The following is a 22,815-nucleotide window of genomic DNA, read 5'->3' as shown; positions in this document are numbered from 1 at the left end:
TCCCTAAAAGTATCGAAAACTATGGCCAATACCAATGAGTTGATGGGAAGATGCAGGGAATTATAGATATTTTTCGCTTACTTTTGAAAGAAAGGAGTTATCAGGAAATAATATTTTTATGGATATGAAATATGATTTTGGAATGGTGGGGCTAGGCGTTATGGGACGTAATTTTATTTTGAACGTTGCTGATAATGGATTTACGGCATTTGGTAATGATTTGGACCCAGAAAAAGTAAAGGCCCTTATCGAAGAAGGCGGTGATACTACAAAAGTAAATGCCTCAACGGACAGTGAAATTTTCCTGAAAGCACTTTCAACCCCCAGAAAAATAATGCTGTTGGTACCCGCTGGTAAGATCGTGGATATGGTCATTGAATCCCTTCTGCCCAATTTGGATGAAGGTGATTTGATTATTGATGGAGGAAATTCATTTTATACCGATACGGACCGAAGGGAAGCCTATCTCTCCAAAAAAGGCATTAATTTCTTTGGTGCGGGCGTTTCAGGTGGTGCCAAGGGGGCCAGAAAAGGACCAAGCATCATGCCAGGTGGAAACAGGGAAGCTTATCAGCATGTAAGACCGATTTTTGAGGCCGTTGCGGCAAAATATCAAGGCGAACCCTGTGTGGCCTACTTAGGACCGAAATCGGCCGGAAACTACGTGAAAATGGTCCATAACGGTATTGAATACGGATTGATGCAGTTGACTTCCGAAATATATGATGTGCTGAAAAAAGGTGCTGATTATAACAACGATGAACTTTACAAAACCTTTGATTCCTGGAACAAAGGGCGCCTACAATCCTTTTTGGTGGAAATCACCTCCGAAATTTTCTTGCAGGAGGACAATTTGAGTGATGGTAGACTGGTGGATAAAATTTTGGACAAGGCAAAACAGAAGGGCACCGGTAAATGGACCAGTCAGAATGCGATGGATTTGGGGATTCCTGTGCCTTCGATAGATATTGCGGTAAGTATGCGCGAAATTTCCGCGTTAAAGGAGGAGCGTATCGAGGCCGATAAACTTTACGACCGCCCAACGGTTCAGCAAACGGACAAGACGGCTATGGAGAAGTTGACCGAAGAAGCATTGTATTTTTCATTCATCATCACCTATGCCCAGGGATTACATCAACTGGCGGATGCCTCCAAAGAGTACGGTTACGATTTGAATATCGCGGAAATTGCCAAAATTTGGCGAGCAGGCTGTATTATAAGGGCCGGGTTATTGGCCGACATTACGGAAGCTTTTGAAACCGATGCATCCCTGCCCAACCTTTTAGTGTCGCCAACCTTCGTTAAAAAGGTACAGGGTACCGTGGATTCGGCGAGGGAGTTGGTCGCATTTGGTGCAAAAAATGGCATTCCTTTGCCCGGACTTTCAAATTCCCTTACCTATTTTGATGCCTATACCTCCAGCAGGTTGCCCCTAAACTTGATACAGGCGCAACGGGATTATTTTGGGTCGCATACCTATGAGCGTTTGGATAGGGAGGGTATTTTTCATACGGAGTGGGAAAAAGAGTAATTCACTTTGTGGAATATGCCTTACAGCATCTACGTAGTTGAACTTCATAAAAAGGTTTTTACGGAAAACAGAAAGTTTCGGGAAGCAAACCCCCAGTTCAATGGGGTTTTGGAATGTCTGTATGTAGGTATGACCAGCAAGACACCCAAAGAGCGCTTTGAACAGCACAAAAATGGTGTCTTAAGTAACAAAGGCGTTGACATTTCTTCCCGCATTGTGAAAAAGTACGGCCTATATCTTCGAGGTAGTTTATATAATCATATAAAACCTTTGGTTACCAGGCAAGAAGCCTTAAAAATGGAACGCTCACTTGCCTTGGAACTTAGACGTAAGAAGTACGCGGTTTGGTTTAATTAATATCCAACAAAAAAGCACCCTATTCGGGTGCTTTTTACTTTTTATAGAAATGTTTTTCTATTTACTCAAGTACATTTTTCTACGTGCATAAAGATTATAGAACTCGTCATCCTTCAAACTATCTATAAATAGAATGCTCTCCCCGGTACTTTTCATTTCCGGTCCTAGGTTTTTGTTTACATTCGGGAACTTGTTAAAAGAGAATACGGGTTGTTTGATGGCGTAACCTTCCAAATGAGGTTTAAAATCAAAATCCTTGATTTTCTTTTCACCCAACATCACTTTGGTTGCATAATTCACATACGGTTCCTTGTAGGCTTTTGCGATAAACGGCACCGTTCTGGAAGCACGTGGATTCGCTTCGATGATATATACGATATCGTCCTTGATGGCAAATTGTATGTTTATAAGACCAACCGTATTCAGTGCCAAAGCAATCTTTTTGGTGTGGTCCTTAATCTGCTGCATCACAAATTCCCCAAGGTTGAACGGCGGTAAGGTAGCATTGGAATCCCCAGAGTGAATTCCGCAAGGTTCAATATGCTCCATAATACCGATGATATATACATCCTTACCATCACAGATAGCATCTGCTTCAGCCTCAATAGCTCCATCCAAATAATGGTCCAACAATAATTTGTTGTTCGGGATTTTTCTTAAGAGGTCTACCACATGGGCTTCCAATTCCTCTTTGTTAATGACAATCTTCATTCCCTGTCCGCCCAATACATAAGAAGGCCTTACCAACAAAGGAAAATCCAATTCATCTGCCAAGGTCAAGGCTTCTTCCGCTGTTTCTGCAACCCCGAACCTTGGATATGGAATACCGTTCTTTTTTAGAAGGTCTGAGAAACTACCACGATCCTCTGCCAAATCCAGCGATTCGAAACTCGTTCCCAGAATCTTGATTCCGTATTTGGATAATTTTTCAGCCAGTTTTAAAGCGGTCTGTCCGCCCAACTGTACAATAACTCCTTCCGGGTTTTCATGTCGAATAATATCATAAATATGTTCCCAGAATACGGGTTCAAAATAGAGTTTATCAGCTGTATCGAAATCGGTTGAAACTGTCTCAGGGTTACAGTTGATCATAATGGTTTCATAGCCACATTCGGCAGCGGCCAAAACTCCATGTACGCAGCAATAATCGAACTCTATCCCCTGCCCTATCCGGTTAGGACCAGACCCCAAAACAACAATCTTTTTCCTATCGGTAACTACACTATCATTCTCCACATATCTGGTTCCATCCGGCTTTTCTATCTCTTCCTCAAAGGTTGAATAATAATAAGGTGTCATCGCCTTAAACTCCGCGGCACAGGTATCTACCAACTTATAGACGCGGTTTACATTCAGTTCGGTCCGCTTATTGTAAACCTCACTTTCATAACAATCCAACATATGGGCAATTTGTCTATCGGCAAAACCTTTTTGCTTGGCTTCCAATAACAATTCCTTGGATAAGGTGGCGATGGTATATTTGGAAATTTCCTTTTCCAATTGATATAATTCCTCGTATTGCTTCAGGAACCACATGTCTATTTTGGTGATTTCATGAATCCTGCTCAAAGGAATCCCCATTTGTATAGCATCGTAAATAACAAAGACCCTGTCCCAACTTGGAATGGTCAATTTACTGATAATCTGGTCATAATCCTTATATCCCTTTCCATCTGCACCTAAGCCATTTCTCTTGATTTCAAGAGATTGGGTTGCCTTGTGAAGCGCTTCTTGGAACGACCGACCGATACCCATGACCTCACCAACCGATTTCATTTGTAGCCCCAAGGTGCGGTCAGACCCCTCGAACTTATCAAAGTTCCATCTTGGAATTTTCACGATAACATAATCCAAGGTTGGTTCGAACAATGCCGATGTTGATTTGGTAATCTGATTTTCCAACTCGTCCAGACTATACCCAATGGCCAATTTCGTGGCGACCTTTGCAATGGGATATCCCGTTGCTTTGGAAGCTAAGGCAGAAGACCTAGAAACCCTAGGATTGATTTCGATGGCAATAATATCTTCCTTTTCGTCCGGACTTACTGCAAACTGTACATTACATCCTCCTTCGAAATCCCCGATACTGCGCATCATTTTTATTGCCATGTCCCGCATTCTTTGGAAAGTTCTATCCGAAAGGGTCAGTGCAGGTGCCACGGTAATGGAATCACCGGTATGGATGCCCATGGGGTCCATATTTTCAATGGTACAGATTATTACAACGTTATCATTTTTGTCGCGTAGCAGCTCCAACTCGTATTCCTTCCATCCCATTAAGGCCTTGTCTATCATCACCTCGTGGATAGGAGAAATTTCGAGTCCATGACTTAATAAGGCATCAAAATCCTCTGGTCTATAAACAATGGAGGCCCCTGCCCCACCTAAGGTGTAGGAAGCCCTTATTACCAAGGGGAAACCAAATTCCTGTGCAATTTCCTTTCCCTTAAGAAAAGAAGTGGCCGTTGCCTGGGGTGCCATCCCAATACCTATTTTTAGCATCAGCTCACGGAATTGCTCCCGGTCTTCCGTAATATTAATAGCATCGATATCCACACCGATAAGCTCTACGCCAAAATCTTCCCATATGCCCTTTTTATCCGCTTCGATACAAAGGTTCAAAGCTGTCTGTCCGCCCATAGTAGGTAATACGGCGTCTATTTGTGGATGTGCCTTAAGGATTTCAATAATTGATTTCGTAGTGAGGGGCTTCAAGTAGACATGATCGGCCATGGAAGGGTCTGTCATAATCGTGGCGGGGTTACTATTGATCAAAATAGTCTCTATGCCGTCCTCCCTCAAAGAACGAAGTGACTGACTTCCCGCATAATCGAATTCACAAGCCTGACCTATAATAATAGGTCCGGAACCAATAATCAAAATTGAATTTAAATCTTTTCTTTTAGGCATTCCAATACTAGTTTCTCGTTATCTAAAATTTCAAAATTAGGTCAAAAAAAAGGTGCTGAACTTAAAGAAGCAGCACCTTTTTTTAAAAGTTATCTACAAGTCATTACTTTTTGTGACGTGGTTCAGAGGAAACGGTTAGCTTTTTTCTACCTTTTGCCCTTCTTCTGGCAAGAACCTTTCTTCCATTAACCGAAGCCATACGCTCACGGAAACCGTGTTTGTTTTTTCTCTTTCTCTTAGATGGTTGAAATGTTCTCTTGCTCATCGCCTATATTTTAAATCTATATGAATTTCTTTTTTGAAGTACCGTTTAAGGCATCGGTAAAACCGGGTGCAAATATACAAAGAGTTTTTTCTTTGGCAAGTAGTAACAAAAAAATATTTTAATAAATCCATTCTTTCCGAAAGCTAGGTTTTCCCTAATTTTGCCCGAACCAAATTCCAAGGGTTAACCGCCTTTAAAAATTTTATTTTACAGGCAACCTAAACGTACTTTAATCAAAATAACAATGTTCAACAAAAACATAAAACTCGTCATTGCAGGTCTTATCATAGCGTATGCCATATACCAGTTCATAGAGGGAAATATAGGCAATGGTATATTTCTAATCCTTTTGTCCCTCATCTTCGTCTTTCTATATTTTAGAAATGAAATTATCCTACTGGCCTTTCTTAGAATGAGAAAACAGGATTTGGCAGGAACCGAAAAATGGCTCTCCAAAATCAAAAATCCAAAAAGTGCCTTGACAACCAAACAGCAGGGCTACTATAATTATCTTCACGGTATCATATATTCGCAGACCAACCTTACACAGGCCGAAAAGTACTTTCGAAAAGCTCTTAAGTTGGGATTGACGATGGATTACGATGTGGCCATGGCCAAATTGAGTTTGGCCGGAATATCCATGCAGAAGCGAAGAAAAAGGGAGGCCACCACCTTATTGAATGAAGCCAAAAAACTAGATAAGAACAATATGCTGACGGAGCAGATAAAAATGATGCAGCAGCAAATGAAGAAAATCTAAAAAGTTTCTTCGTTACTTGGTTTCCCTATAATATCCTTTGTTTGGAATTTCAATGGCATACTTTTTACCCGAGCTATTGTTCAAGTGCGGTTCACGAAGCCATGGATTGTGGCGTTTCAAGATTTTGTAATTGATTTCGTATTGCTGCGCAAAATCTGCAAAACTTGTAACGGGTTCATCAATTTCAACGGTAAAGGTCGGTACAGCGGTATAGTAATCCTCCTCGTCTAAGTGGAATCCATATTTTTCAGGGTTTGACAGGATTTCTTTAATGGCTAAAATCCTGAAGACATATCTCCCAGTTTCATCCCCTAATAATAAGTCCCAATAATTGTCTACTTGCTGAATCCCCATAAATTTATTAATGGAACCAGGTCCTGCGTTGTAAGCGGCAGCTGTCAAAGACCAACTCCCATATTTTTCCTTCCACTTGTTAAGATATCTACAGGCAACTTCCGTCGACTTTTCCAAATGATATCTTTCATCTACATTGGAGTTGACTTCAAGACCATATTCCCGCCCGGTTTCCCTCATAATCTGCCAGAATCCTGTAGCACCTGCAGGGGAAACGACGTTGGTAAGTCCGCTTTCTGCAACCGCCAAATATTTAAAATCATCGGGAATACCATTTTTAGCCAAAATAGGCTCGATAACCGGGAAATATTTATGGGCCCTTTTCATTAAAAGCAATGCATTGGACTGCCAGTATGTATTTACCAAAAATTCACGGTCTACACGCTCCATAATTTCTGGGTCCTCTTGTGGGACCACTTCTCCGGCAAAATTTAAATCAGAAGGAATATCAATGGATGAGATACGATACTCGGCAGCCACATTTTTTTCAATGGTATCGTTGGCAATGGTGGTTTTATTATCCGTGCTGACCAGTTCCGTGGATGTAGTTGCAAAAATCAAGGTGCCAACAATAAAAAGGACACCGCAAAACATCAAAATATTCTTTAAGAGTTTCATATGTAAAAAACGTTTATGTGTAATCAAAGGTATTAATACAACTAGGTTAATCCAAAATAATTGTGGGCAGGTGCTCATTAAACCATTTTGCCCTATGGATAATTATAGTATGTGTACCGTTTTTTACTATTTTACAATCACTAATATTGGCTATTGGAAAAACAGCATCTTTGTCCCCATGGATATGCACCAGATTAGCCGGGTATTCCGTTTGATTCCAATGTACCATTTGATGAATACACCAATCGATATACTGTTTGTCCCTTATCGAGAGATATTTTTCATAAAGCTCCAATCTTTTCACTACGGTTTCACCAAAGGCATATTTTGCCAAAAGTTCCACATTGTTCACCAAACCAGTGGGCAGTAGTTTATGTATCTGGGTATATCTCGCAAATAGCATCCGTTTGGGCAATTCACTTTTCAATTTTACACTGGAAATGATGATTATTTTTTTTACGGATAGGTGCTTGGCCATCTCCTGTACTAGAATACCGCCCAATGAAACCCCTAAAAGGATGGGATTTACATGCTCAATTCGCTGCAGCACCTCCTTAGCATATGATTCCAGCGACTGCCCTTTTTCAGGAACAAACCAATCCAGAAAATGCATTTGGAATTTTTCTTCCGGTAGTTTGATATATTCAAAAATGGAATGGCTTGCGGCCATTCCTGGCATAAAATAGACATGGGTCTTTGTATCCTGCATAAAAGCAAATGGCATAAAAATAGGAATTTAGGGAATTTTTAGCTAGTTTTGAACAATTGTTGTTGATAACTTAAGACATCAACAGATAAACAAGTATGATAGAATTACGATTGGGGAACGTCGTAATTTTTTTGCCCAAACCAAACACTAAATTCAACTATATGAACAATGTTATCATTAAGGACAATGCTTTCTTGCGCCAATTTGAAGCAACAGTAAACGGCCAACTTGCTAAAATTGAGTACTCATCCCAAGAAAGAAAAGTTTTTTTAACAAAGCTAGTAGTTCCTGAAGAGATAGACCTAGAAGGTTTCAAGGAAGACTTTATTAAATCCGTTCTCCACCACATTCAAGAACAAAACTTAAGGGTGGTTCCTACAAGTCCCCAAATAGCGGGATTCTTACGAAAGAACAGACAGTACAAGGAAATGTTGCCGGTTGGCATCAGAATCTAATTAAAAAGCTCCTTTCGGGAGCTTTTTTTATACTATTACGGGCGTATTTACAAATTCCATGGTTACAATTCCGTCCTCTGCTATTTCCTTAAGTTTTATTTTATGTAACGTATTTACCAAGGTTGGATTCCAGGGGGTTTTTACTTTTACATAGTTTTCTGTAAATCCATGGATATAGCCCTCCTTGTTCTCCCCTTCGAACAATACCTCCAATTCTGACCCCAATTGACTTTCATAAAAGGCCCTTCTTTTTTTAACCGATAAGGCCCTGAGCATTTTGCTGCGTTTGTTCCTGACCTTTTTGGGTACAACCCCATCCATATTTGCTGCCTCCGTATTATCCCTCTCCGAATAGGTGAAGACATGTAAATAGGAAATATCCAATTCATTCAAAAAATGATAGGTTTCTAGAAAATGCTCGTCGGTTTCACCAGGAAAACCTACAATCACATCCACACCGATACAACAATTTGGAATCACCTCCCTGATTTTCCGAACGCGGTCCAGGTACAAATCAGTAAGATACCTTCGCTTCATCAACTTCAACAAAGCATCGCTACCACTTTGTAATGGAATATGAAAATGGGGTACGAAACACTCACTTTGGGCTACAAAATCAATCGTTTCGTTTTTCAAGAGATTCGGTTCGATGGAAGAAATCCGTAACCTGTGAATACCGTCTACGGCATCCAAGGCCTTTACCAGATCCAAGAAAGTATGTTCGTGCCTTTTATTACCGAACTCCCCTTTACCGTAGTCGCCAATATTAACTCCCGTCAAAACGATTTCCTTAATATCCTGTGCTGCAATTTCCTCGGCATTCTTCAAAACATTTTCCAGCGAATCGCTTCTGGAAATTCCCCTGGCCAAGGGAATGGTACAATAGGTACATTTATAATCACATCCATCCTGTACCTTTAAAAATGCCCTAGTCCTGTCCCCTATCGCATAACTTCCCACATAAAAGTCGGCTTCTTGAATTTCACAGGAATGTACTTCTCCCATGTCGTTCTTGGTCAGGTCATTTACATAATCGGCTATATTGAATTTTTCAGTGGCACCTAGAACCAGGTCCACACCATCAACGGCGATAAGTTCTTCAGGTTTTAATTGGGCATAACAGCCAATGGCCGCAATGAAGGCCTGCGGGTTGGATTTTTGCGCCTGCTTTACGATGGTTTTAAATTTTTTATCGGCATTTTCAGTCACGGAACAGGTGTTGATAACATACATATCGGCCATTTCATCAAAACCGACCCTGTCAAAACCCTCTTTCACCAAGCTTCTGGCAATAGTAGAAGTTTCGGAAAAATTAAGCTTACAGCCCAACGTATAAAATGCGACTTTTTTGTTCATAACATCAGAATTCCAATCCCTGCGAGTTCAAAATTAATAATTGCGCCACTTTTTGGTGATTTCAAAGACATGGTTCAAAATATCGGCATCCGCATCGGTAAACGCCACCCCTCTTCTGGCCATCATAACCTTGGCAGCTTCAAACGCCTTTGCGGGCAAATAGGAGGAAAACCCCGATGCACCTCCCCAACTAAAACTAGGTACAAAATTTCTTGGAAAACCAGGAACATAAATATTGGAATTCACACCGATGACCGTACCCGTATTAAACATAGTGTTTATCGCCGTTTTACTGTGGTCCCCCATCATCAATCCGCAAAACTGCAATCCGGTCTGCTCAAACTTTTCAGTGGCATAGTTCCATAAGCGAACCTTGGCATAATTATTTTTAAGGTTGGAGTTATTGGAATCTGCCCCAATATTACACCATTCCCCAAGTACCGCATTTCCTAGATATCCTTCGTGGCCTTTGCTCGAGTATCCAAAAATAACCGAATTGCTTACCTCGCCACAAACCTTGGAATAAGGTCCTATGGTAGTTGCCCCGTACATTTTGCCGCCCATCTTTACAATAGCATGATCGCAGAGGGCTAATCCTCCACGGATAAGGCTACCTTCCCAGATTTCCGCATGCCTACCAATATAAATGGGTCCATCCGTGGCGTTTAAAATGCTATACTCCACCTTGGCCCCTTCTTCCAAAAATATCCGTTCCGGACAGATTAAACTATTGGTTTTTGAAATGGGCTGACTTTCCCTTCCCTTGGTCAAAAAGTCAAAATCCTCTTGAAGTGCCCTTTCATTTTGGGAAAAAATATCCCAGGTGTTCTTAATCTGAAAGAGGTTCTTTTCATATTCCACCACATTGAACTGACCCCAGTCTTTATTTTCATTCACTTTATTGGACCTGTACGCAATTATGAGGTCTTCCTTTTGCAATACTTCCGACTCCTTAAGTGCTTTAACTTGATCAAGGAGAAAAGCATCTGGCAGTACACTTCCATTGAGGAACACGTTATCAGACTTCAAGACCATCGGAAACTTCACGCTTAGATAATCTTCTGTTTTATAACTAACGGAGGTTTTTAAATACGCTTCCCATTTTTCCTTTATGGTCATGATTCCCAAACGCACCTCGGCCACAGGTCTTGTAAATGTGAAAGGAAGAAGATGTTCCCTGACCGGACCATCAAAAAGAATATAGTTCATGGATATTTTTTTTCAAAATTAATCAATAGACCAGGACAAGCTATCCCATTCCGGTCTAAACGCCAAAAAAATAGATAGTATCCAACGAAAAACGCCTCCAAAATTGGGAGGCGTCGATTATCTTGAGAATAACAGCAATCCTATTCCTCTTCTTTCGTTTCAGATTTAGAGAATTTCTTGTATTTGTTCTTGAACTTATCAATTCTACCAGCCGTATCCAAAAATTTGGCCTTTCCTGTATAGAATGGATGCGACGTTCTTGAAATCTCCAATTTTATCAATGGATATTCTACTCCATCAACCTCTAAAGTTTCTTTTGTATCCGCTGTAGACTTGGTAATGAAAACATCTTCGTTGGACATGTCCTTGAAGGCTACCAATCTATAATTTTCTGGGTGTATTCCTTTTCTCATTTTTAAAATCTTTACCGTACCCATTCCAACGGGCACTTATTTTAAGGGTGCAAATTTAGTCAATTTATTAGAAATGCCAATTTATTAATTAGAAAAAACAGAAAATAAATTGTAGCTTTTATGTAACATTTTCTAGTTCCTATACACAAATAGAATAATCAACTTTTAAAACTTAAAAACAATGGAAGAAAATAAACCTAAAACTGGGAAGTTTGCTTTAACTTATGGTGCTATACTCGGAGGAATAAGCATAGTTTTTGCTATAATGCTTTATTCTGCGGATATGCATTACCAAGGAGGGATCGCGGTTATGTTAATCAGCTTAGCCCTTTCAATTGCCGGAATAGTCTTGGCCATGATTCAATTTAAAAAGGCAAACGGTGGTTTTATGTCCTTTGCTCAAGCCCTTAAAGTAGGTGTTGGGGTTAGCCTCATAGCCGGAATTATTGGTATTATCTTTAATCAATTAATGGCCAATGTAATTGATCCCGATATGATGAACAAGGCCATGGAATTCCAAAAAAATCAACTAATGGAGACCACAGCAATGACTCCAGAACAGATAGACGCTCAAATCGAAATGGGGAAAAAATTCTCGACGCCAACCATGCAAATAGTATTTGGACTCGTATTTAGTCTCTTTTTTGGTTTTATAATCTCCCTTATTTCCGGACTCATTCTAAAAAAACAGGAAGATCTGAACTAATTTGTATTTTTGAAGGGAATTCCTGAAGTAATCAATGCAATTATCCATAGTTATTCCCTTACTGAACGAGGAAGAATCCCTCAAAGAACTTCATGATTGGATTGCATCTGTAATGCAATCCAATCATTTTTCTTATGAAATTTTATTTGTTGACGACGGTAGCACGGACGATTCCTGGAAAACCATTTCGAAGCTTTCAGAACTCAACCCCCATGTAAAAGGAATTCGCTTCCTTAAGAATTTCGGAAAATCCCAAGCTTTGCATGCCGGATTTAAAGCGGCTAAAGGAGATGTCGTCATCACCATGGACGCAGATTTGCAGGACAATCCAGAGGAAATTCCAGAATTATACCAACTTATTCAATCCAAGGAATACGATTTAATCTCTGGATGGAAAAAGAAACGATACGACTCCCTTATATTTAAAAACCTGCCTTCGAAACTTTTTAACTGGGCCGCAAAAAAAACTTCAGGGGTAAAACTACATGATTTCAATTGCGGATTGAAGGCCTATAACAAATCGGTGATAAAAAACATTGAAGTATCGGGCGAAATGCACCGATACATCCCAGTCTTGGCAAAAAATGCAGGGTTCAATAAAATCGGCGAAAAAGTAGTAAAGCACCAGGCCAGAAAATACGGAAAGACCAAATTTGGCATGGAACGTTTTATCAATGGCTTTTTGGATTTGATCACCATTTGGTTCGTTTCACGTTTTGGCAAACGCCCCATGCATCTCTTCGGTGCCTTGGGGGTTCTAATGTTCATTATAGGTTTTGGCTTCGCCCTGTATTTAGGAATCGATAAACTTTTTTTAAATCCCTTTGGTCGATTGATTACGGATAGGCCGGAATTCTATATTTCATTGGTATCCATGGTCATCGGCACACAGTTGTTCCTTGCCGGATTTATAGGGGAAATCATCACACGATCCAAAAGAAATGAACCGCGTTACCATATTTCCGAAGAATTGAATTTGAACACGGAACAAACACAATATTCTTTGTAAATTTAGATATCACAATTAAAAATATTCTACATGGATAAAATCCTTGATACCGCCAAAAGTTGGCTGACCGACTTTTTTGACCCCAAAGTGAAGGAAGAAATACAGCACCTAATCGATAATGACACCGAGGAGCTAAAGGACCGTTTTTATAAAAATATGGAATTCGGAACCGGAGGTATGCGAGGCGTAATGGGCGTTGGAACCAATCGCATCAATAATTACACACTTGGGAAAAGCACGCAGGGACTTAGTAATTATTTGAAAAAAGTTTATGCCGGTGAAGACATTAAAGTGGTCATTGCGTATGACTGCCGACACAACAGCGATACATTGGCCAGAACGGTTGCCGAAGTATTTTCCGCGAACGGAATCCATGTGAATCTATTTTCAGAACTACGCACTACGCCAGAACTATCGTTTGCAGTAAGGCATCTAAAATGCCATGCAGGAATCGTACTCACCGCTTCCCATAATCCCCCGGAATACAATGGGTACAAGGTATATTGGACGGACGGGGGACAAATTGTCCCCCCTCAGGATGGTGAAATCATTGCTGAAATCAACAGTCTCAGTTTTGAGGATATCAACTTTAAGGCCAACGACAGTCTTATCAAGGTCATTGACAAGGAAGTGGACGAAGCTTTTTTTGAAGCATCGGTCAAAAATGGAAGTGTTAACGCAAAAGGCAAAAATGATTTTAAAATTGTCTTCACCTCACTTCATGGAACTTCCATAACAGCGATTCCGGAAGTATTGAAAAGAGCTGGGTATGAAAACGTAACCATAATTGAGGAACAAGCGAAACCGGATGGTTCCTTTCCTACTGTAAAATCACCCAACCCTGAAGAACCTGAAGCATTATCCATGGCCATAAAAAAGGCTGAGGAAATTGGTGCGGACATGGTGGTAGGTACCGACCCTGATAGTGATAGATTGGGCATAGCGGTTCGTAATTTGGACGGTGAGATGCAAATCGTTAACGGAAACCAGGCCATGGTCATGATGACCAAGTTTCTCTTGGAGAATAGAAAGAAACAAGGCTTTAAAGGAAATGAGTTCACGGCCACAACCATTGTTTCCACTCCCATGGTAAAGGCCATGGCAGATGCCTATGGCGTTGAATATAAGACCTCCTTGACCGGATTTAAATGGATCGGTAAGATGATAAAGGATTTTCCAGAATCCGAATTTCTTGGCGGTGGGGAAGAAAGTTTTGGCTACATGGTGGGCGATTTTGTGCGGGATAAGGATGCCGTTACTTCCACCCTATTGGCCTGTGAAATTGCAACCCAAGCAAAAGCCAATGGCAGTTCTTTTTTTAAGGACCTGATCGATTGCTACGTAGATTATGGTTTTTACAAGGAACACCTAATATCCCTTACCAAAAAAGGAATGAGTGGCGCGGAGGAAATTAAGCAAATGTTGAAAGACTTTAAGGAAAATCCGGTGGAATCCGTTGCAGGATCCAAGGTCAAATGGATAGAGGACTATAACACATCCGTTGCTAAAAATGTTTTGACCGGGGAGGAAAAAGCGATAGATATTCCTAAATCCAACGTATTGATATATGAAACGGAAGATGGTACCCGCATCGCTGCAAGACCCAGTGGCACGGAACCCAAGGTGAAATTTTATATCAGCACGAATACAAGGTTGGACAAAGTAGAAAACTTTAAAGCTGTTTCCGCTCAGTTGGATGCAAAAATCAAAAGCATTGTAAGCGAGCTTAATTTAGGTTAATGGATTATTTTAAAAAGATTCTTCGCTTTGCGAGGCCCTATAGACTATTTGCTTATTTTAACATTTTTTCGAATATCTTTTATGCGCTTTTTTCAACATTGGCAATGATTTCTTTGTTTCCAATGCTAGCCGTTCTTTTTAAACAAACAGAACCGGTTTACCAAAAACCAATTTGGAAAGGATTTTCACAAGCAAAGGATTACCTAATGGAGTATCTTAATTACTTTGTGACACTAAGAAGTGAGGATGCCGGTGAAGGTAATGCACTAATGTTAATGGTCGTTTTGGTGATTACCATGTTTTTCTTAAAAAACGTTTTTGGATACCTGGCCATGTACTTCATAACTTTTCTGCGAAACGGAGTCTTAAAGGATTTAAGAAATGCTCTTTATAAAAAGACCGTGGAACTTCCCATTTCATATTACTCGGAAAAGCGAAAAGGAGATACTATAGCAAGAATTACCACGGATGTACTCGAAATTCAACATTCCTTTTTGTCCATATTGGAGCTAATCGTTCGGGAACCTCTAACGATTCTTTTTACAATCTTGGCAATGGTCTCAATAAGTCCAAAACTGACCCTTTTTGTTTTTATATTCCTACCGCTTTCGGGCTTTTTAATTTCATTAATTGGTAAATCCTTAAAACGAAAATCAGATAAGGTCCAAAAGGAGCAAGGGCAATTTCTTTCAATATTAGAGGAAACTCTTGGAGGTTTACGTGTCATAAAGGCCTTTAATGCCGAAACTCGTTTTATTTCTATATTCAAGAATTCCACCAAAAGATTTTACACCTTTTCCAATAGCCTATTAAACAGACAAAACTTGGCCTCTCCTACCAGTGAATTTTTTGGAATTGCCGCTATAGGGGTAATACTTTGGTATGGCGGACAGATGGTATTAGTTGAGCAATCATTGCAGCCAGAGCTGTTTATTACGTATATGGGGCTTGCATATCAAATTCTTACTCCAGCAAAAGCCATTAGCAAAGCTTCCTATGGCGTCAAAAAAGGTAATGCCGCAGCTGAGCGTGTCTTGGAAATTTTGGAAACCGAGAATCCAATTTCTGAAATAGAAAACCCGGTTGTTAAGACCGATTTTAATCAAGAAATCGAACTAAAAAATATATCCTTCAAATACGAAGACGAATATATATTGAAGAATTTTGACCTTACCGTACCCAAAGGTTCCACGGTCGCCCTAGTGGGACAATCCGGAAGTGGGAAAAGTACCATTGCCAATTTAGTGACCAGGTTTTATGATGTAAACGAAGGGGATATTACCATCGATGGCATCAACATAAAGGACTTGTCCAAAAAATCGTTGAGGGGGTTGATGGGACTCGTTACACAAGATTCCATTCTATTTAATGATACGGTGAAAAATAACATTGGCTTGGGAAAGGAAAATGCATCGGAGGAAGAAATTATGGAAGCGGCTAAAATCGCCAATGCCCACGATTTTATCATGGAATTGCCCCAAGGATACGAAACAAACATTGGTGACAGTGGTAACAAATTGAGTGGTGGACAAAAGCAACGCCTTTCCATTGCCAGGGCCGTATTGAAGAATCCGCCCATTATGATTTTGGACGAGGCAACATCCGCCTTGGATACCGAGAGCGAACGCTTGGTACAGGACGCTTTGGAAAAAATGATGAAGAACAGAACTTCCATTGTAATCGCACACCGACTTTCAACCATCCAGAATGCTAACACTATTGTGGTATTGAACAAAGGAGAAATCGTGGAGCAAGGTACCCATGAGCAGTTATTAAGCAAAAAAGGGACGTATAATAAGTTGGTCGAAATGCAGTCGCTGGGTTAATGGCTGTTAATTGTGGGGTGTTGGGTGTTGGGTGTTGGTAAAATCTACATTTTTAACTTTTCATTTTTCAATTAAACACTATCCCACTATTTCTCTATTTCACTTAACCCCTAACTCCTAACCCCTAACTCCTAACTCCTAACAAACTAAACCTTTTCATAAATTAGTAGTCCAATTACCAAACAAAACAAATTCGGTTGATTGCAGAAGAAACCTTAATAAAGGAATTAAAGGCAAAGGAGACGCAGTCCACCGCCTTTGAAACGCTTGTAAGCAACTACAAGGAGCGTTTATATTGGCACATCCGAAGAATAGTCTTAAACCATGATGATGCCGACGATGTGTTGCAAAATACCTTCATTAAGGTATATCGCAATATTGACGGATTTAAAGGCGAGAGTAAGTTGTTTTCCTGGATGTTCAGAATAGCGACCAATGAAGCCCTAAGTTTTCTAAAACAAAAAAGTCTCAAACTGGGGGTTACGGATGGGGAGTATCAAGAACGCATGGTACAAAACTTGCAGTCCGATGTTTATTTTGAAGGGGACGAGATACAGTTAAAGTTACAAAAGGCCATTGCTACCTTACCAGAAAAACAGAAACTGATTTTCAATATGAAGTATTTTGAAGAATTAAAGTATGCAGAAATATCGGAAATCTTGGATACATCGGTGGGCGGACTTAAAGCTTCCTACCATTTGGCTGTAAAAAAGATTGAAAGTTTTCTCAAAGAAGATTAAACCATTTAAACAATTGGGAGTCATAGTAATACGATGAAAAGGAAGAATTCAGATAAAAATCCGTTCCATATCCCAAAAGGCTATTTTAATAGCTTTGAGGACAAACTTAAAGATAGAATCTTTAAGGAGGAATCACCTATTCCTAAAAACGACGGTTTCAGTGTTCCGGATTCTTATTTTGAGCAATTGCAGACACAATTGATGGCCATGGTAGAAGAAGATAAATCGTCTCCCAAAGTTATCCCATTGTATCCTTTTAAGAAGTTTTTGGTTATAGCCGCCTCGATTGCAGCCCTTTTGGTTTTGGCCGTTGGCATTAATTGGAACAATGACGATACCTTGAGTTTTACGGATTTGGCCAATTCTGAAATTGAAGCCTATTTTAATGATACTGAAATAGACTTGTCCAGTGACGAGATTGCCGAGGTTTTGCCCATTGACGGATACGAAATCAATGATTTTGTAAAACCTGAGATGACCGAGGAAAACCTTCTGGATTATCTCAATGAGAATGTAGAGAATTTTGAAGAACTAAATTTAGAAGACAATGAATAGACTACTCATAGCCGTATTGATATTGTTTACGACAGTAACTTTTGCCCAAGACAAATCGAGGGAAAAGATTAAGGCTCTCAAGGTAGCTTATTTAACAGAGCACCTTGAACTTAGCAGTGAGGAAGCACAGGATTTTTGGCCCGTTTACAATGAGTACGAAAAAGAAAGGCAAGAACTAAGACATAGACAATGGGTCGAAATCAAAAGCAAATTAAAGGACGTAGGAAGTCTAAACGAGCAAGAAGCACAAAATCTCTTGTCCGTCTATCTTAAAATAGAGGAAGAGGAAGAAGAACTTGAAAAGAATTTCCTTAATGAGATAAGTAAAGTAATATCTGCGAAAAAGACCTTGGTATTGATGCGCTCAGAAGAGGATTTTAAACGGCAGTTGATCAAACAGTACCGTCAAAATAAGGGAGGTCGCTAATTGATGCCTAAAAAATGACTTAAAAAGAGGAGCTATATAGCTCCTTTTTTTAGTTCTTAAAAGTTAGTTTGGAAATGCGATTTTTACCCGCAGCGTAGGCCGTACTATCATTTAAAAAACGAAAAGTGTAAAACCCCTCATCACCTAGTTGGCGCCAATGGTCACCCCCGTCCGGCGAGTAGGAAATACCGGTAAATCCAATAGCAATAATACCCATTCCATCAGAATTTGGAACAAATTGGATACAACTTTTATACCCGGGATTCTGGCCATCTGCTATTAGGCTCCAAGTGGCCCCACCATCCAAAGTTTTCATTTTATTTCCTCTATTTACTTCGGGTTGGGTGTAATCACCACCAATCGCTATTCCCAAATTTTCATCATCAAAATCAATGGAGTAAATACCTTGGGTGTCCACATCATTTTTCATTGGGGTAGCAGTGGATTCCCATGTTTTTCCTTTGTCCATTGTATGATAGATTTTACCAGTGGTTGTTGCTATCCAAGCCTGCTCCCCTATAACTTCAATGTTGGTATTACTCGCGGCAAAGGCACCTTCTCCATCGATACCCTCCGGAAGTTGGGAACAGGGAATCTTGTTCCAAGTCTGTCCGCCATCCCTGGTTATAATAATACTCATACACCCGTCTACGGTATCCCCCACCGCCAAACCTTCCCGGTCGTTCCAAAACATCATGGCATCATAAAAAACAGTTTCACCTACTTCGGTATATACCAATTCCATTTTCCCACTTTCCCCCGTTTTATATAACAAGGCCGGACTTCCAATGGAGAGCATGAAAAAATCCGTGGCCGTATGTCCTGCGGCCCTAAAGGAAGGGGTTAAACTGTCAAACATCATAATATTGGTACGAATCCTACCGGATGGAACATCCACTGTCCCATACATGCCGTTACTACCTGCAAAAGCCAGCGTATTCTGATCCAAAAATTCAATGGCCCTAATACTCACGGAATCCACAAGAACATCCTCCACTTCCACTGTTGAGAATTTCCTGAATTCATTTTTATTGGAACAAGAAGCTAAAATTATAAGGAAGAATAAAAAAGATGATAATGGGCGCATACGTACAAAGTTTCTCAAAAATAAATGGAATCCACTCTAAAACAATACCTTTGCAGCCTTAATTTTTTCTCATGAAGTTGCATAGAAACTTGGTATTCGCGGTGATTGATGCTTTGAACTTGATTTTCAATGAAGGTGAATATGCGGACAAGGTCGTACAAAAGGTCCTAAAGTTTGACAAGCGTTGGGGATCACGTGATCGCGGTTTTATTGCCGAAACCACTTATGAAATGGTTCGTTACAAAAGGTTATATGCCGAAATTGCTGAAGTAAAGGCCCCTTTTAGTCGGCCCGATTTATTCCGAATGTGGGCGGTTTGGGCCGTACTGAGCGGAATTAAACTGCCGGATTGGAAACAAATTGAACCCACCCCGGAAAGACGCATCAAGGGACGTTTTGACGAGTTATCCAAGATTAGAAAATATAGGGAAGCCATTCCAGATTGGATGGATACCCTTTGTGAAAAAGCCTTGGGCGAAAAGTTATGGACCGCGGAGATTGCCAAACTCAATGAACCTGCCGATGTCATCCTAAGAACGAACACCTTGAAAACCACCAAGGAAAAGCTTCGAAAAGCCCTTTTGGATGAAGGTATCGTTACCGAACCCATTAAAGGATATCCATTGGCTCTTAGACTCCCCGAGCGGGCCAATGTATTTGTTACCCAAAGCTTTAAGGACGGACTTTTTGAGGTTCAGGATGCCTCCTCCCAATTGGTAGCGGAACTTTTGGATGTGAAACCTGGTCAGCGTGTGGTAGACACCTGCGCCGGTGCAGGCGGCAAGTCGCTTCATTTGGCCGCTTTAATGGAAAACAAGGGCCAGCTTATCTCCATGGATATCTATGGAAGCAAATTAAAGGAACTAAAAAGACGCGCCAGAAGAAACGGGGCGCATAATATTGAACTAAGGGAGATAACATCGACCAAGGTGTTCAAGAAATTATACGATAGTGCGGACAGGGTTCTAATCGATGCCCCCTGCACCGGGCTTGGGGTTATCCGTAGAAACCCGGATACCAAATGGAAACTACAGCCAGACTTTTTGGATAAAATCACCAAAACCCAGCAGGAAATCCTTAGAAGTTATAGTAAGATGGTTAAACCAGGTGGGAAAATGGTCTATGCCACTTGTTCTATACTGCCTCAAGAAAATAAAGATCAAATAAAATCCTTTTTAGCATCTGAAGAAGGAAGCAAATTCACGATGGTTACCGAAAAGAAAATATACGCTTCAAAAAGCGGATTTGACGGCTTTTATATGGCCCTATTGCAAAATGAACCCAAGGCCTAGCCGAACAAGGGCAACTGTTGATCTCCCTTACTTTCGGGTTTTTTAACCGTGGGTTTCTCCGCCGGATTTTGCCCCCACTTTTTCATAGCTTGTACAACGGGCATTAAGGATTTGCCCTTTGCCGTTATGGAATATTCAACACGCGGTGGAATTTCAGCGAACGTTTTGCGTTCGAGTATTTGGGACCTTTCCAATTCCTTTAATTGCTTGCTCAACATTTGTTTGTTAATACCTTCTATGCTTTTTAGGAGTATGGAAAAACGGTTGATGCCCTGTGAGACCTTAAAGAGTAGTATCGGTTTCCATTTACTACCTATTTCCTCCATACACAAGGTAACGGGACAACTATCTGGTGATTTGTTCAAAACTTTAAAATTTAAGAAATAGGCAATTCTTTGATATGCCCCAAATATAAAACATCGGTCTAAATTACAGACCGATGTTTTAAAAATTTTAATTATAATTCCTTATTCCTTTACAGTGGGATATTCGACCCCTAATTGCTCCAAATAGCTATCGTATTTGGTTTCATCGTAATAATACTTTTGCAATTCCTCCCTAAATTGACCTTGCTTGTCCGTGTTCAAATAGATGGGGGGCATATCCGTATCCGAAATCATCGGTTTATATGTGGTCTCCTTCTGCTGAACATTTTTGAAATAGTCCCATGCGCCCTCTAAAAGTTCCGGTTTCGTTAAGAAATCCAATATGGTCATGGCTTCGGCCTTGGCACCGGCCACAACCCCTTTGTGTGCTATAGGTGTTGCCATAGCAATGGCATTGCTCCAGTGGTGTCCCTGCAATCCGGGAATATTGGAAGGAAAACGCATGGTTACCGTAGGCACCTTCCAGGAAATATCTCCGATATCGTCGGAACCCCCACTAACAGGCTCTTCAACGGGTAGACCTAATGGGGACAATTCTGTAGGTAAGCCCTCGATTTTTTCGGAACCTACTTCGGTCTGTACGGCCTTGGCCAAGGTCTGGTCGGCTTCGGACCATACCGGAAGTCCTACCTTGGTAATATTGTCGTACATAGTTTCCGCAATGACCTTGTTGTAATGTCTTGGCCATGCAGTTCCCAATACCTTGGAGGTCATGGTGGTACCCGTCATCAAGGCAGCTCCTTTGGCCATATCGTTGGCCAACGCGTACATTTCCATGATACCTTCATATTTTATATCCCTAAGGTAAAACCAAATCGCCGCTTTGGAAGGCACTACATTGGGTTGGTCGCCAGCATCCGTAAAAATGGAATGGGAACGTTTAAGAGGGTGTAAATGTTCTCTTTTATAGTTCCAGGCAATATTCATCAATTCAGCGGCATCCAAGGCACTTTTGCCCCGCCATGGCGATCCCGCGGAATGTGCGGCCTCCCCATCAAAGGAATACTCCACTGATATGAGTCCGGTGCCCCTTGTGGGTCCGTAGGAAACTCCCAGATTATTACCAACATGGGTGAAAATACACATGTCTATATCGTCAAAAAGACCATCACGAACATACCATGCCTTGGCGGCCACGAGTTCCTCTGCGATGCCGGGCCAAAGAATTAAGGTTCCTCCAATATTCTCCTTTTCCATAATTTCCTTTACGGCCAAAGCGGACATGATATTAAGGGGTATCCCAGCATTGTGACCTTCCCCATGTCCGGGTGCTCCTTCCACGATAGGTTTATGAAAGGCCACTCCAGGGTATTGCGATGCCTTTGGAATACAGTCCACATCACTTCCCAATGCGATCACAGGGCCATCACCGTTGCTCCATTTGGCAAACCACGAGGTTGGTATTCCAGAGAGGGAATGCTCTATTTCAAAACCATTTTCCTGCAATACCCCTGTTAGGTACTTTGAGGACTCTTCCTCTTGAAAGCCCAATTCGGCAAAACTGAAAATTTTGTCCACCATCACCTGGGCCAACTTTTTATCGGTTTCGATCAAGGCATTGGCTTCCGATTTTAATTTCTCGATTTGTTTCTTGGAATACTTTTTCTGGGCAAATGTCACCATGGCACATGAAAGGCACATGATGAACGTACATAGTTTTTTAGTCATTTTGGTCGATTATTGAATTAGCAGTTAAAAGGTAGTGAATTATTAAATGGATGGTTTTGTCACTTTCGATTTTTTCAATGATTATCATTTAATTGGATGAATTTTCTGATTTTGAAAGTTTTAATTCTTAAAAATGAGATAACTTTAAAGATCACCAAAAAGTAACATGGGAAAATTGCCCGTAATTCTGACAAGCTTTCTTCTATGCTCTTGCTTTTTACAAAGAGAGAATGGCATTGATTTCAAAATCATAAATAATTCTATTGACTTAGGTACTTAATCAATAACGATAGAAGTAGTAAATTCGGGGAAACAAACATCAAGAACATGGAGCAAAGATTCAAGAGCATGTCCCTTTTCGACTTTATGGAGAAATTCCCGGACACGGACAGCTGCCTGTCGCATCTGGCCTGGCTAAAGTGGGACGGGGGCTACAGGTGCC

Annotated in this window: 22 protein-coding genes; 12 read left to right on the top strand and 10 right to left on the bottom strand. The window is 40.7% G+C overall.

What is annotated here, in order from left to right:
- The first annotated feature begins 118 nt into the window (after window positions 1–118).
- Entirely contained in the window at window positions 119–1,531 is a 1,413-nt protein-coding gene (gndA, locus tag BFP75_RS16595) for an NADP-dependent phosphogluconate dehydrogenase (protein ID WP_099546475.1), read from the top strand.
- A gap of 15 nt (window positions 1,532–1,546) precedes the next feature.
- Complete coding sequence (locus BFP75_RS16590; RefSeq protein ID WP_099546474.1) at window positions 1,547–1,888, top strand: ribose-5-phosphate isomerase; 342 nt, start codon at window positions 1,547–1,549, stop codon at window positions 1,886–1,888.
- 57 nt (window positions 1,889–1,945) lie between these two features.
- On the opposite strand, the gene carB is transcribed toward BFP75_RS16590, so the two are convergent.
- Entirely contained in the window at window positions 1,946–4,798 is a 2,853-nt protein-coding gene (gene carB / locus BFP75_RS16585) for a carbamoyl-phosphate synthase large subunit (RefSeq protein ID WP_099546473.1), read from the bottom strand.
- Between the two features lie 103 nt (window positions 4,799–4,901).
- Window positions 4,902–5,063, bottom strand: coding sequence for a 50S ribosomal protein L34 (gene rpmH / locus BFP75_RS16580; protein ID WP_084696363.1), 162 nt, complete (start codon window positions 5,061–5,063; stop codon window positions 4,902–4,904).
- Window positions 5,064–5,307: 244 nt separating this feature from the next.
- On the opposite strand from rpmH, the gene BFP75_RS16575 reads away from it, so the two are divergent.
- The gene (locus tag BFP75_RS16575; protein ID WP_099546472.1) at window positions 5,308–5,823 is read left to right on the top strand and encodes a hypothetical protein; all 516 of its coding nucleotides are present in this window, start codon (window positions 5,308–5,310) and stop codon (window positions 5,821–5,823) included.
- A 12-nt stretch (window positions 5,824–5,835) separates the two neighbouring features.
- Here BFP75_RS16575 and BFP75_RS16570 read toward each other — a convergent pair whose 3' ends face one another.
- Together BFP75_RS16570 and BFP75_RS16565 are read right to left on the bottom strand one after the other, a co-directional pair.
- Window positions 5,836–6,795, bottom strand: coding sequence for a lytic transglycosylase domain-containing protein (locus BFP75_RS16570; RefSeq protein WP_099546471.1), 960 nt, complete (start codon window positions 6,793–6,795; stop codon window positions 5,836–5,838).
- A 46-nt stretch (window positions 6,796–6,841) separates the two neighbouring features.
- Complete coding sequence (locus tag BFP75_RS16565) at window positions 6,842–7,504, bottom strand: alpha/beta fold hydrolase (protein ID WP_099546470.1); 663 nt, start codon at window positions 7,502–7,504, stop codon at window positions 6,842–6,844.
- Window positions 7,505–7,665: 161 nt separating this feature from the next.
- On the opposite strand from BFP75_RS16565, the gene BFP75_RS16560 reads away from it, so the two are divergent.
- Window positions 7,666–7,959 (top strand): GNAT family N-acetyltransferase, encoded by a 294-nt coding sequence (locus tag BFP75_RS16560; RefSeq protein ID WP_099546469.1) that lies wholly within the window; start codon window positions 7,666–7,668, stop codon window positions 7,957–7,959.
- Window positions 7,960–7,986: 27 nt separating this feature from the next.
- Here BFP75_RS16560 and mtaB read toward each other — a convergent pair whose 3' ends face one another.
- The 3 genes from mtaB to BFP75_RS16545 all read right to left on the bottom strand — a co-directional run bounded on the left by mtaB (window position 7,987) and on the right by BFP75_RS16545 (window position 10,937).
- Window positions 7,987–9,315: a tRNA (N(6)-L-threonylcarbamoyladenosine(37)-C(2))-methylthiotransferase MtaB gene (mtaB, locus tag BFP75_RS16555; RefSeq protein ID WP_099546468.1), complete on the bottom strand. Its 1,329-nt coding sequence runs from the start codon at window positions 9,313–9,315 to the stop codon at window positions 7,987–7,989.
- Between the two features lie 33 nt (window positions 9,316–9,348).
- Window positions 9,349–10,524, bottom strand: a complete 1,176-nt coding sequence (locus BFP75_RS16550) for a GlmU family protein (RefSeq protein ID WP_099546467.1) — start codon at window positions 10,522–10,524, stop codon at window positions 9,349–9,351.
- Between the two features lie 140 nt (window positions 10,525–10,664).
- Window positions 10,665–10,937, bottom strand: a complete 273-nt coding sequence (locus tag BFP75_RS16545; protein ID WP_099546529.1) for a type B 50S ribosomal protein L31 — start codon at window positions 10,935–10,937, stop codon at window positions 10,665–10,667.
- A 181-nt stretch (window positions 10,938–11,118) separates the two neighbouring features.
- Between BFP75_RS16545 and BFP75_RS16540 the strand changes: the two genes are divergently transcribed.
- The 7 genes from BFP75_RS16540 to BFP75_RS16510 all read left to right on the top strand — a co-directional run bounded on the left by BFP75_RS16540 (window position 11,119) and on the right by BFP75_RS16510 (window position 17,940).
- Window positions 11,119–11,643 carry a DUF4199 domain-containing protein gene (locus BFP75_RS16540; RefSeq protein WP_099546466.1) on the top strand — a complete coding sequence of 175 codons (525 nt, stop codon included), beginning with the start codon at window positions 11,119–11,121 and terminating at the stop codon, window positions 11,641–11,643.
- Window positions 11,644–11,677: 34 nt separating this feature from the next.
- Entirely contained in the window at window positions 11,678–12,652 is a 975-nt protein-coding gene (locus BFP75_RS16535; RefSeq protein ID WP_099546465.1) for a glycosyltransferase family 2 protein, read from the top strand.
- A gap of 30 nt (window positions 12,653–12,682) precedes the next feature.
- The gene (locus BFP75_RS16530; protein WP_099546464.1) at window positions 12,683–14,392 is read left to right on the top strand and encodes a phospho-sugar mutase; all 1,710 of its coding nucleotides are present in this window, start codon (window positions 12,683–12,685) and stop codon (window positions 14,390–14,392) included.
- Entirely contained in the window at window positions 14,392–16,218 is a 1,827-nt protein-coding gene (locus BFP75_RS16525; RefSeq protein ID WP_099546463.1) for an ABC transporter ATP-binding protein, read from the top strand. Before BFP75_RS16530 ends, BFP75_RS16525 begins: the two co-directional genes overlap by 1 nt.
- Before the next feature lie 197 nt (window positions 16,219–16,415).
- Window positions 16,416–16,958, top strand: a complete 543-nt coding sequence (locus tag BFP75_RS16520) for an RNA polymerase sigma factor (protein ID WP_099546462.1) — start codon at window positions 16,416–16,418, stop codon at window positions 16,956–16,958.
- Between the two features lie 33 nt (window positions 16,959–16,991).
- Window positions 16,992–17,513, top strand: a complete 522-nt coding sequence (locus tag BFP75_RS16515) for a hypothetical protein (protein WP_099546461.1) — start codon at window positions 16,992–16,994, stop codon at window positions 17,511–17,513.
- Window positions 17,506–17,940, top strand: coding sequence for a hypothetical protein (locus BFP75_RS16510; RefSeq protein ID WP_099546460.1), 435 nt, complete (start codon window positions 17,506–17,508; stop codon window positions 17,938–17,940). Before BFP75_RS16515 ends, BFP75_RS16510 begins: the two co-directional genes overlap by 8 nt.
- 49 nt (window positions 17,941–17,989) lie before the next feature.
- On the opposite strand, the gene BFP75_RS16505 is transcribed toward BFP75_RS16510, so the two are convergent.
- Complete coding sequence (locus tag BFP75_RS16505) at window positions 17,990–19,027, bottom strand: WD40/YVTN/BNR-like repeat-containing protein (protein WP_099546459.1); 1,038 nt, start codon at window positions 19,025–19,027, stop codon at window positions 17,990–17,992.
- Between the two features lie 71 nt (window positions 19,028–19,098).
- Here BFP75_RS16505 and BFP75_RS16500 point away from each other — a divergent pair, with 71 nt between their 5' ends.
- Window positions 19,099–20,319, top strand: coding sequence for an RsmB/NOP family class I SAM-dependent RNA methyltransferase (locus BFP75_RS16500; RefSeq protein ID WP_099546458.1), 1,221 nt, complete (start codon window positions 19,099–19,101; stop codon window positions 20,317–20,319).
- Here BFP75_RS16500 and BFP75_RS16495 read toward each other — a convergent pair.
- Both BFP75_RS16495 and BFP75_RS16490 read right to left on the bottom strand, forming a co-directional pair.
- Window positions 20,316–20,684 (bottom strand): winged helix-turn-helix transcriptional regulator, encoded by a 369-nt coding sequence (locus BFP75_RS16495; protein WP_206073560.1) that lies wholly within the window; start codon window positions 20,682–20,684, stop codon window positions 20,316–20,318. The two genes, BFP75_RS16500 and BFP75_RS16495, sit on opposite strands and share 4 nt — an antisense overlap.
- A 102-nt stretch (window positions 20,685–20,786) precedes the next feature.
- Complete coding sequence (locus BFP75_RS16490; RefSeq protein ID WP_099546456.1) at window positions 20,787–22,373, bottom strand: amidohydrolase; 1,587 nt, start codon at window positions 22,371–22,373, stop codon at window positions 20,787–20,789.
- Window positions 22,374–22,815: the final 442 nt, after the last annotated feature.

The sequence above is a fragment of the Maribacter sp. 4G9 genome, assembly GCF_002742265.1.
Taxonomy (GTDB): Bacteria; Bacteroidota; Bacteroidia; order Flavobacteriales; family Flavobacteriaceae; genus Maribacter.
Note: the sequence above shows the minus strand (reverse complement) of the source record. Positions and strands in the feature narration are given on the sequence as shown.

Coding starts and splice junctions, on each gene's coding strand:
- gndA (WP_099546475.1), top strand. CDS start 119: ATGGATATGAAATATGATTTTGGAATGGTGGGGCTAGGCGTTATGGGA.
- BFP75_RS16590 (WP_099546474.1), top strand. CDS start 1,547: ATGCCTTACAGCATCTACGTAGTTGAACTTCATAAAAAGGTTTTTACG.
- carB (WP_099546473.1), bottom strand. CDS start 4,798: ATGCCTAAAAGAAAAGATTTAAATTCAATTTTGATTATTGGTTCCGGA.
- rpmH (WP_084696363.1), bottom strand. CDS start 5,063: ATGAGCAAGAGAACATTTCAACCATCTAAGAGAAAGAGAAAAAACAAA.
- BFP75_RS16575 (WP_099546472.1), top strand. CDS start 5,308: ATGTTCAACAAAAACATAAAACTCGTCATTGCAGGTCTTATCATAGCG.
- BFP75_RS16570 (WP_099546471.1), bottom strand. CDS start 6,795: ATGAAACTCTTAAAGAATATTTTGATGTTTTGCGGTGTCCTTTTTATT.
- BFP75_RS16565 (WP_099546470.1), bottom strand. CDS start 7,504: ATGCAGGATACAAAGACCCATGTCTATTTTATGCCAGGAATGGCCGCA.
- BFP75_RS16560 (WP_099546469.1), top strand. CDS start 7,666: ATGAACAATGTTATCATTAAGGACAATGCTTTCTTGCGCCAATTTGAA.
- mtaB (WP_099546468.1), bottom strand. CDS start 9,315: ATGAACAAAAAAGTCGCATTTTATACGTTGGGCTGTAAGCTTAATTTT.
- BFP75_RS16550 (WP_099546467.1), bottom strand. CDS start 10,524: ATGAACTATATTCTTTTTGATGGTCCGGTCAGGGAACATCTTCTTCCT.
- BFP75_RS16545 (WP_099546529.1), bottom strand. CDS start 10,937: ATGAGAAAAGGAATACACCCAGAAAATTATAGATTGGTAGCCTTCAAG.
- BFP75_RS16540 (WP_099546466.1), top strand. CDS start 11,119: ATGGAAGAAAATAAACCTAAAACTGGGAAGTTTGCTTTAACTTATGGT.
- BFP75_RS16535 (WP_099546465.1), top strand. CDS start 11,678: ATGCAATTATCCATAGTTATTCCCTTACTGAACGAGGAAGAATCCCTC.
- BFP75_RS16530 (WP_099546464.1), top strand. CDS start 12,683: ATGGATAAAATCCTTGATACCGCCAAAAGTTGGCTGACCGACTTTTTT.
- BFP75_RS16525 (WP_099546463.1), top strand. CDS start 14,392: ATGGATTATTTTAAAAAGATTCTTCGCTTTGCGAGGCCCTATAGACTA.
- BFP75_RS16515 (WP_099546461.1), top strand. CDS start 16,992: ATGAAAAGGAAGAATTCAGATAAAAATCCGTTCCATATCCCAAAAGGC.
- BFP75_RS16510 (WP_099546460.1), top strand. CDS start 17,506: ATGAATAGACTACTCATAGCCGTATTGATATTGTTTACGACAGTAACT.
- BFP75_RS16505 (WP_099546459.1), bottom strand. CDS start 19,027: ATGCGCCCATTATCATCTTTTTTATTCTTCCTTATAATTTTAGCTTCT.
- BFP75_RS16500 (WP_099546458.1), top strand. CDS start 19,099: ATGAAGTTGCATAGAAACTTGGTATTCGCGGTGATTGATGCTTTGAAC.
- BFP75_RS16490 (WP_099546456.1), bottom strand. CDS start 22,373: ATGACTAAAAAACTATGTACGTTCATCATGTGCCTTTCATGTGCCATG.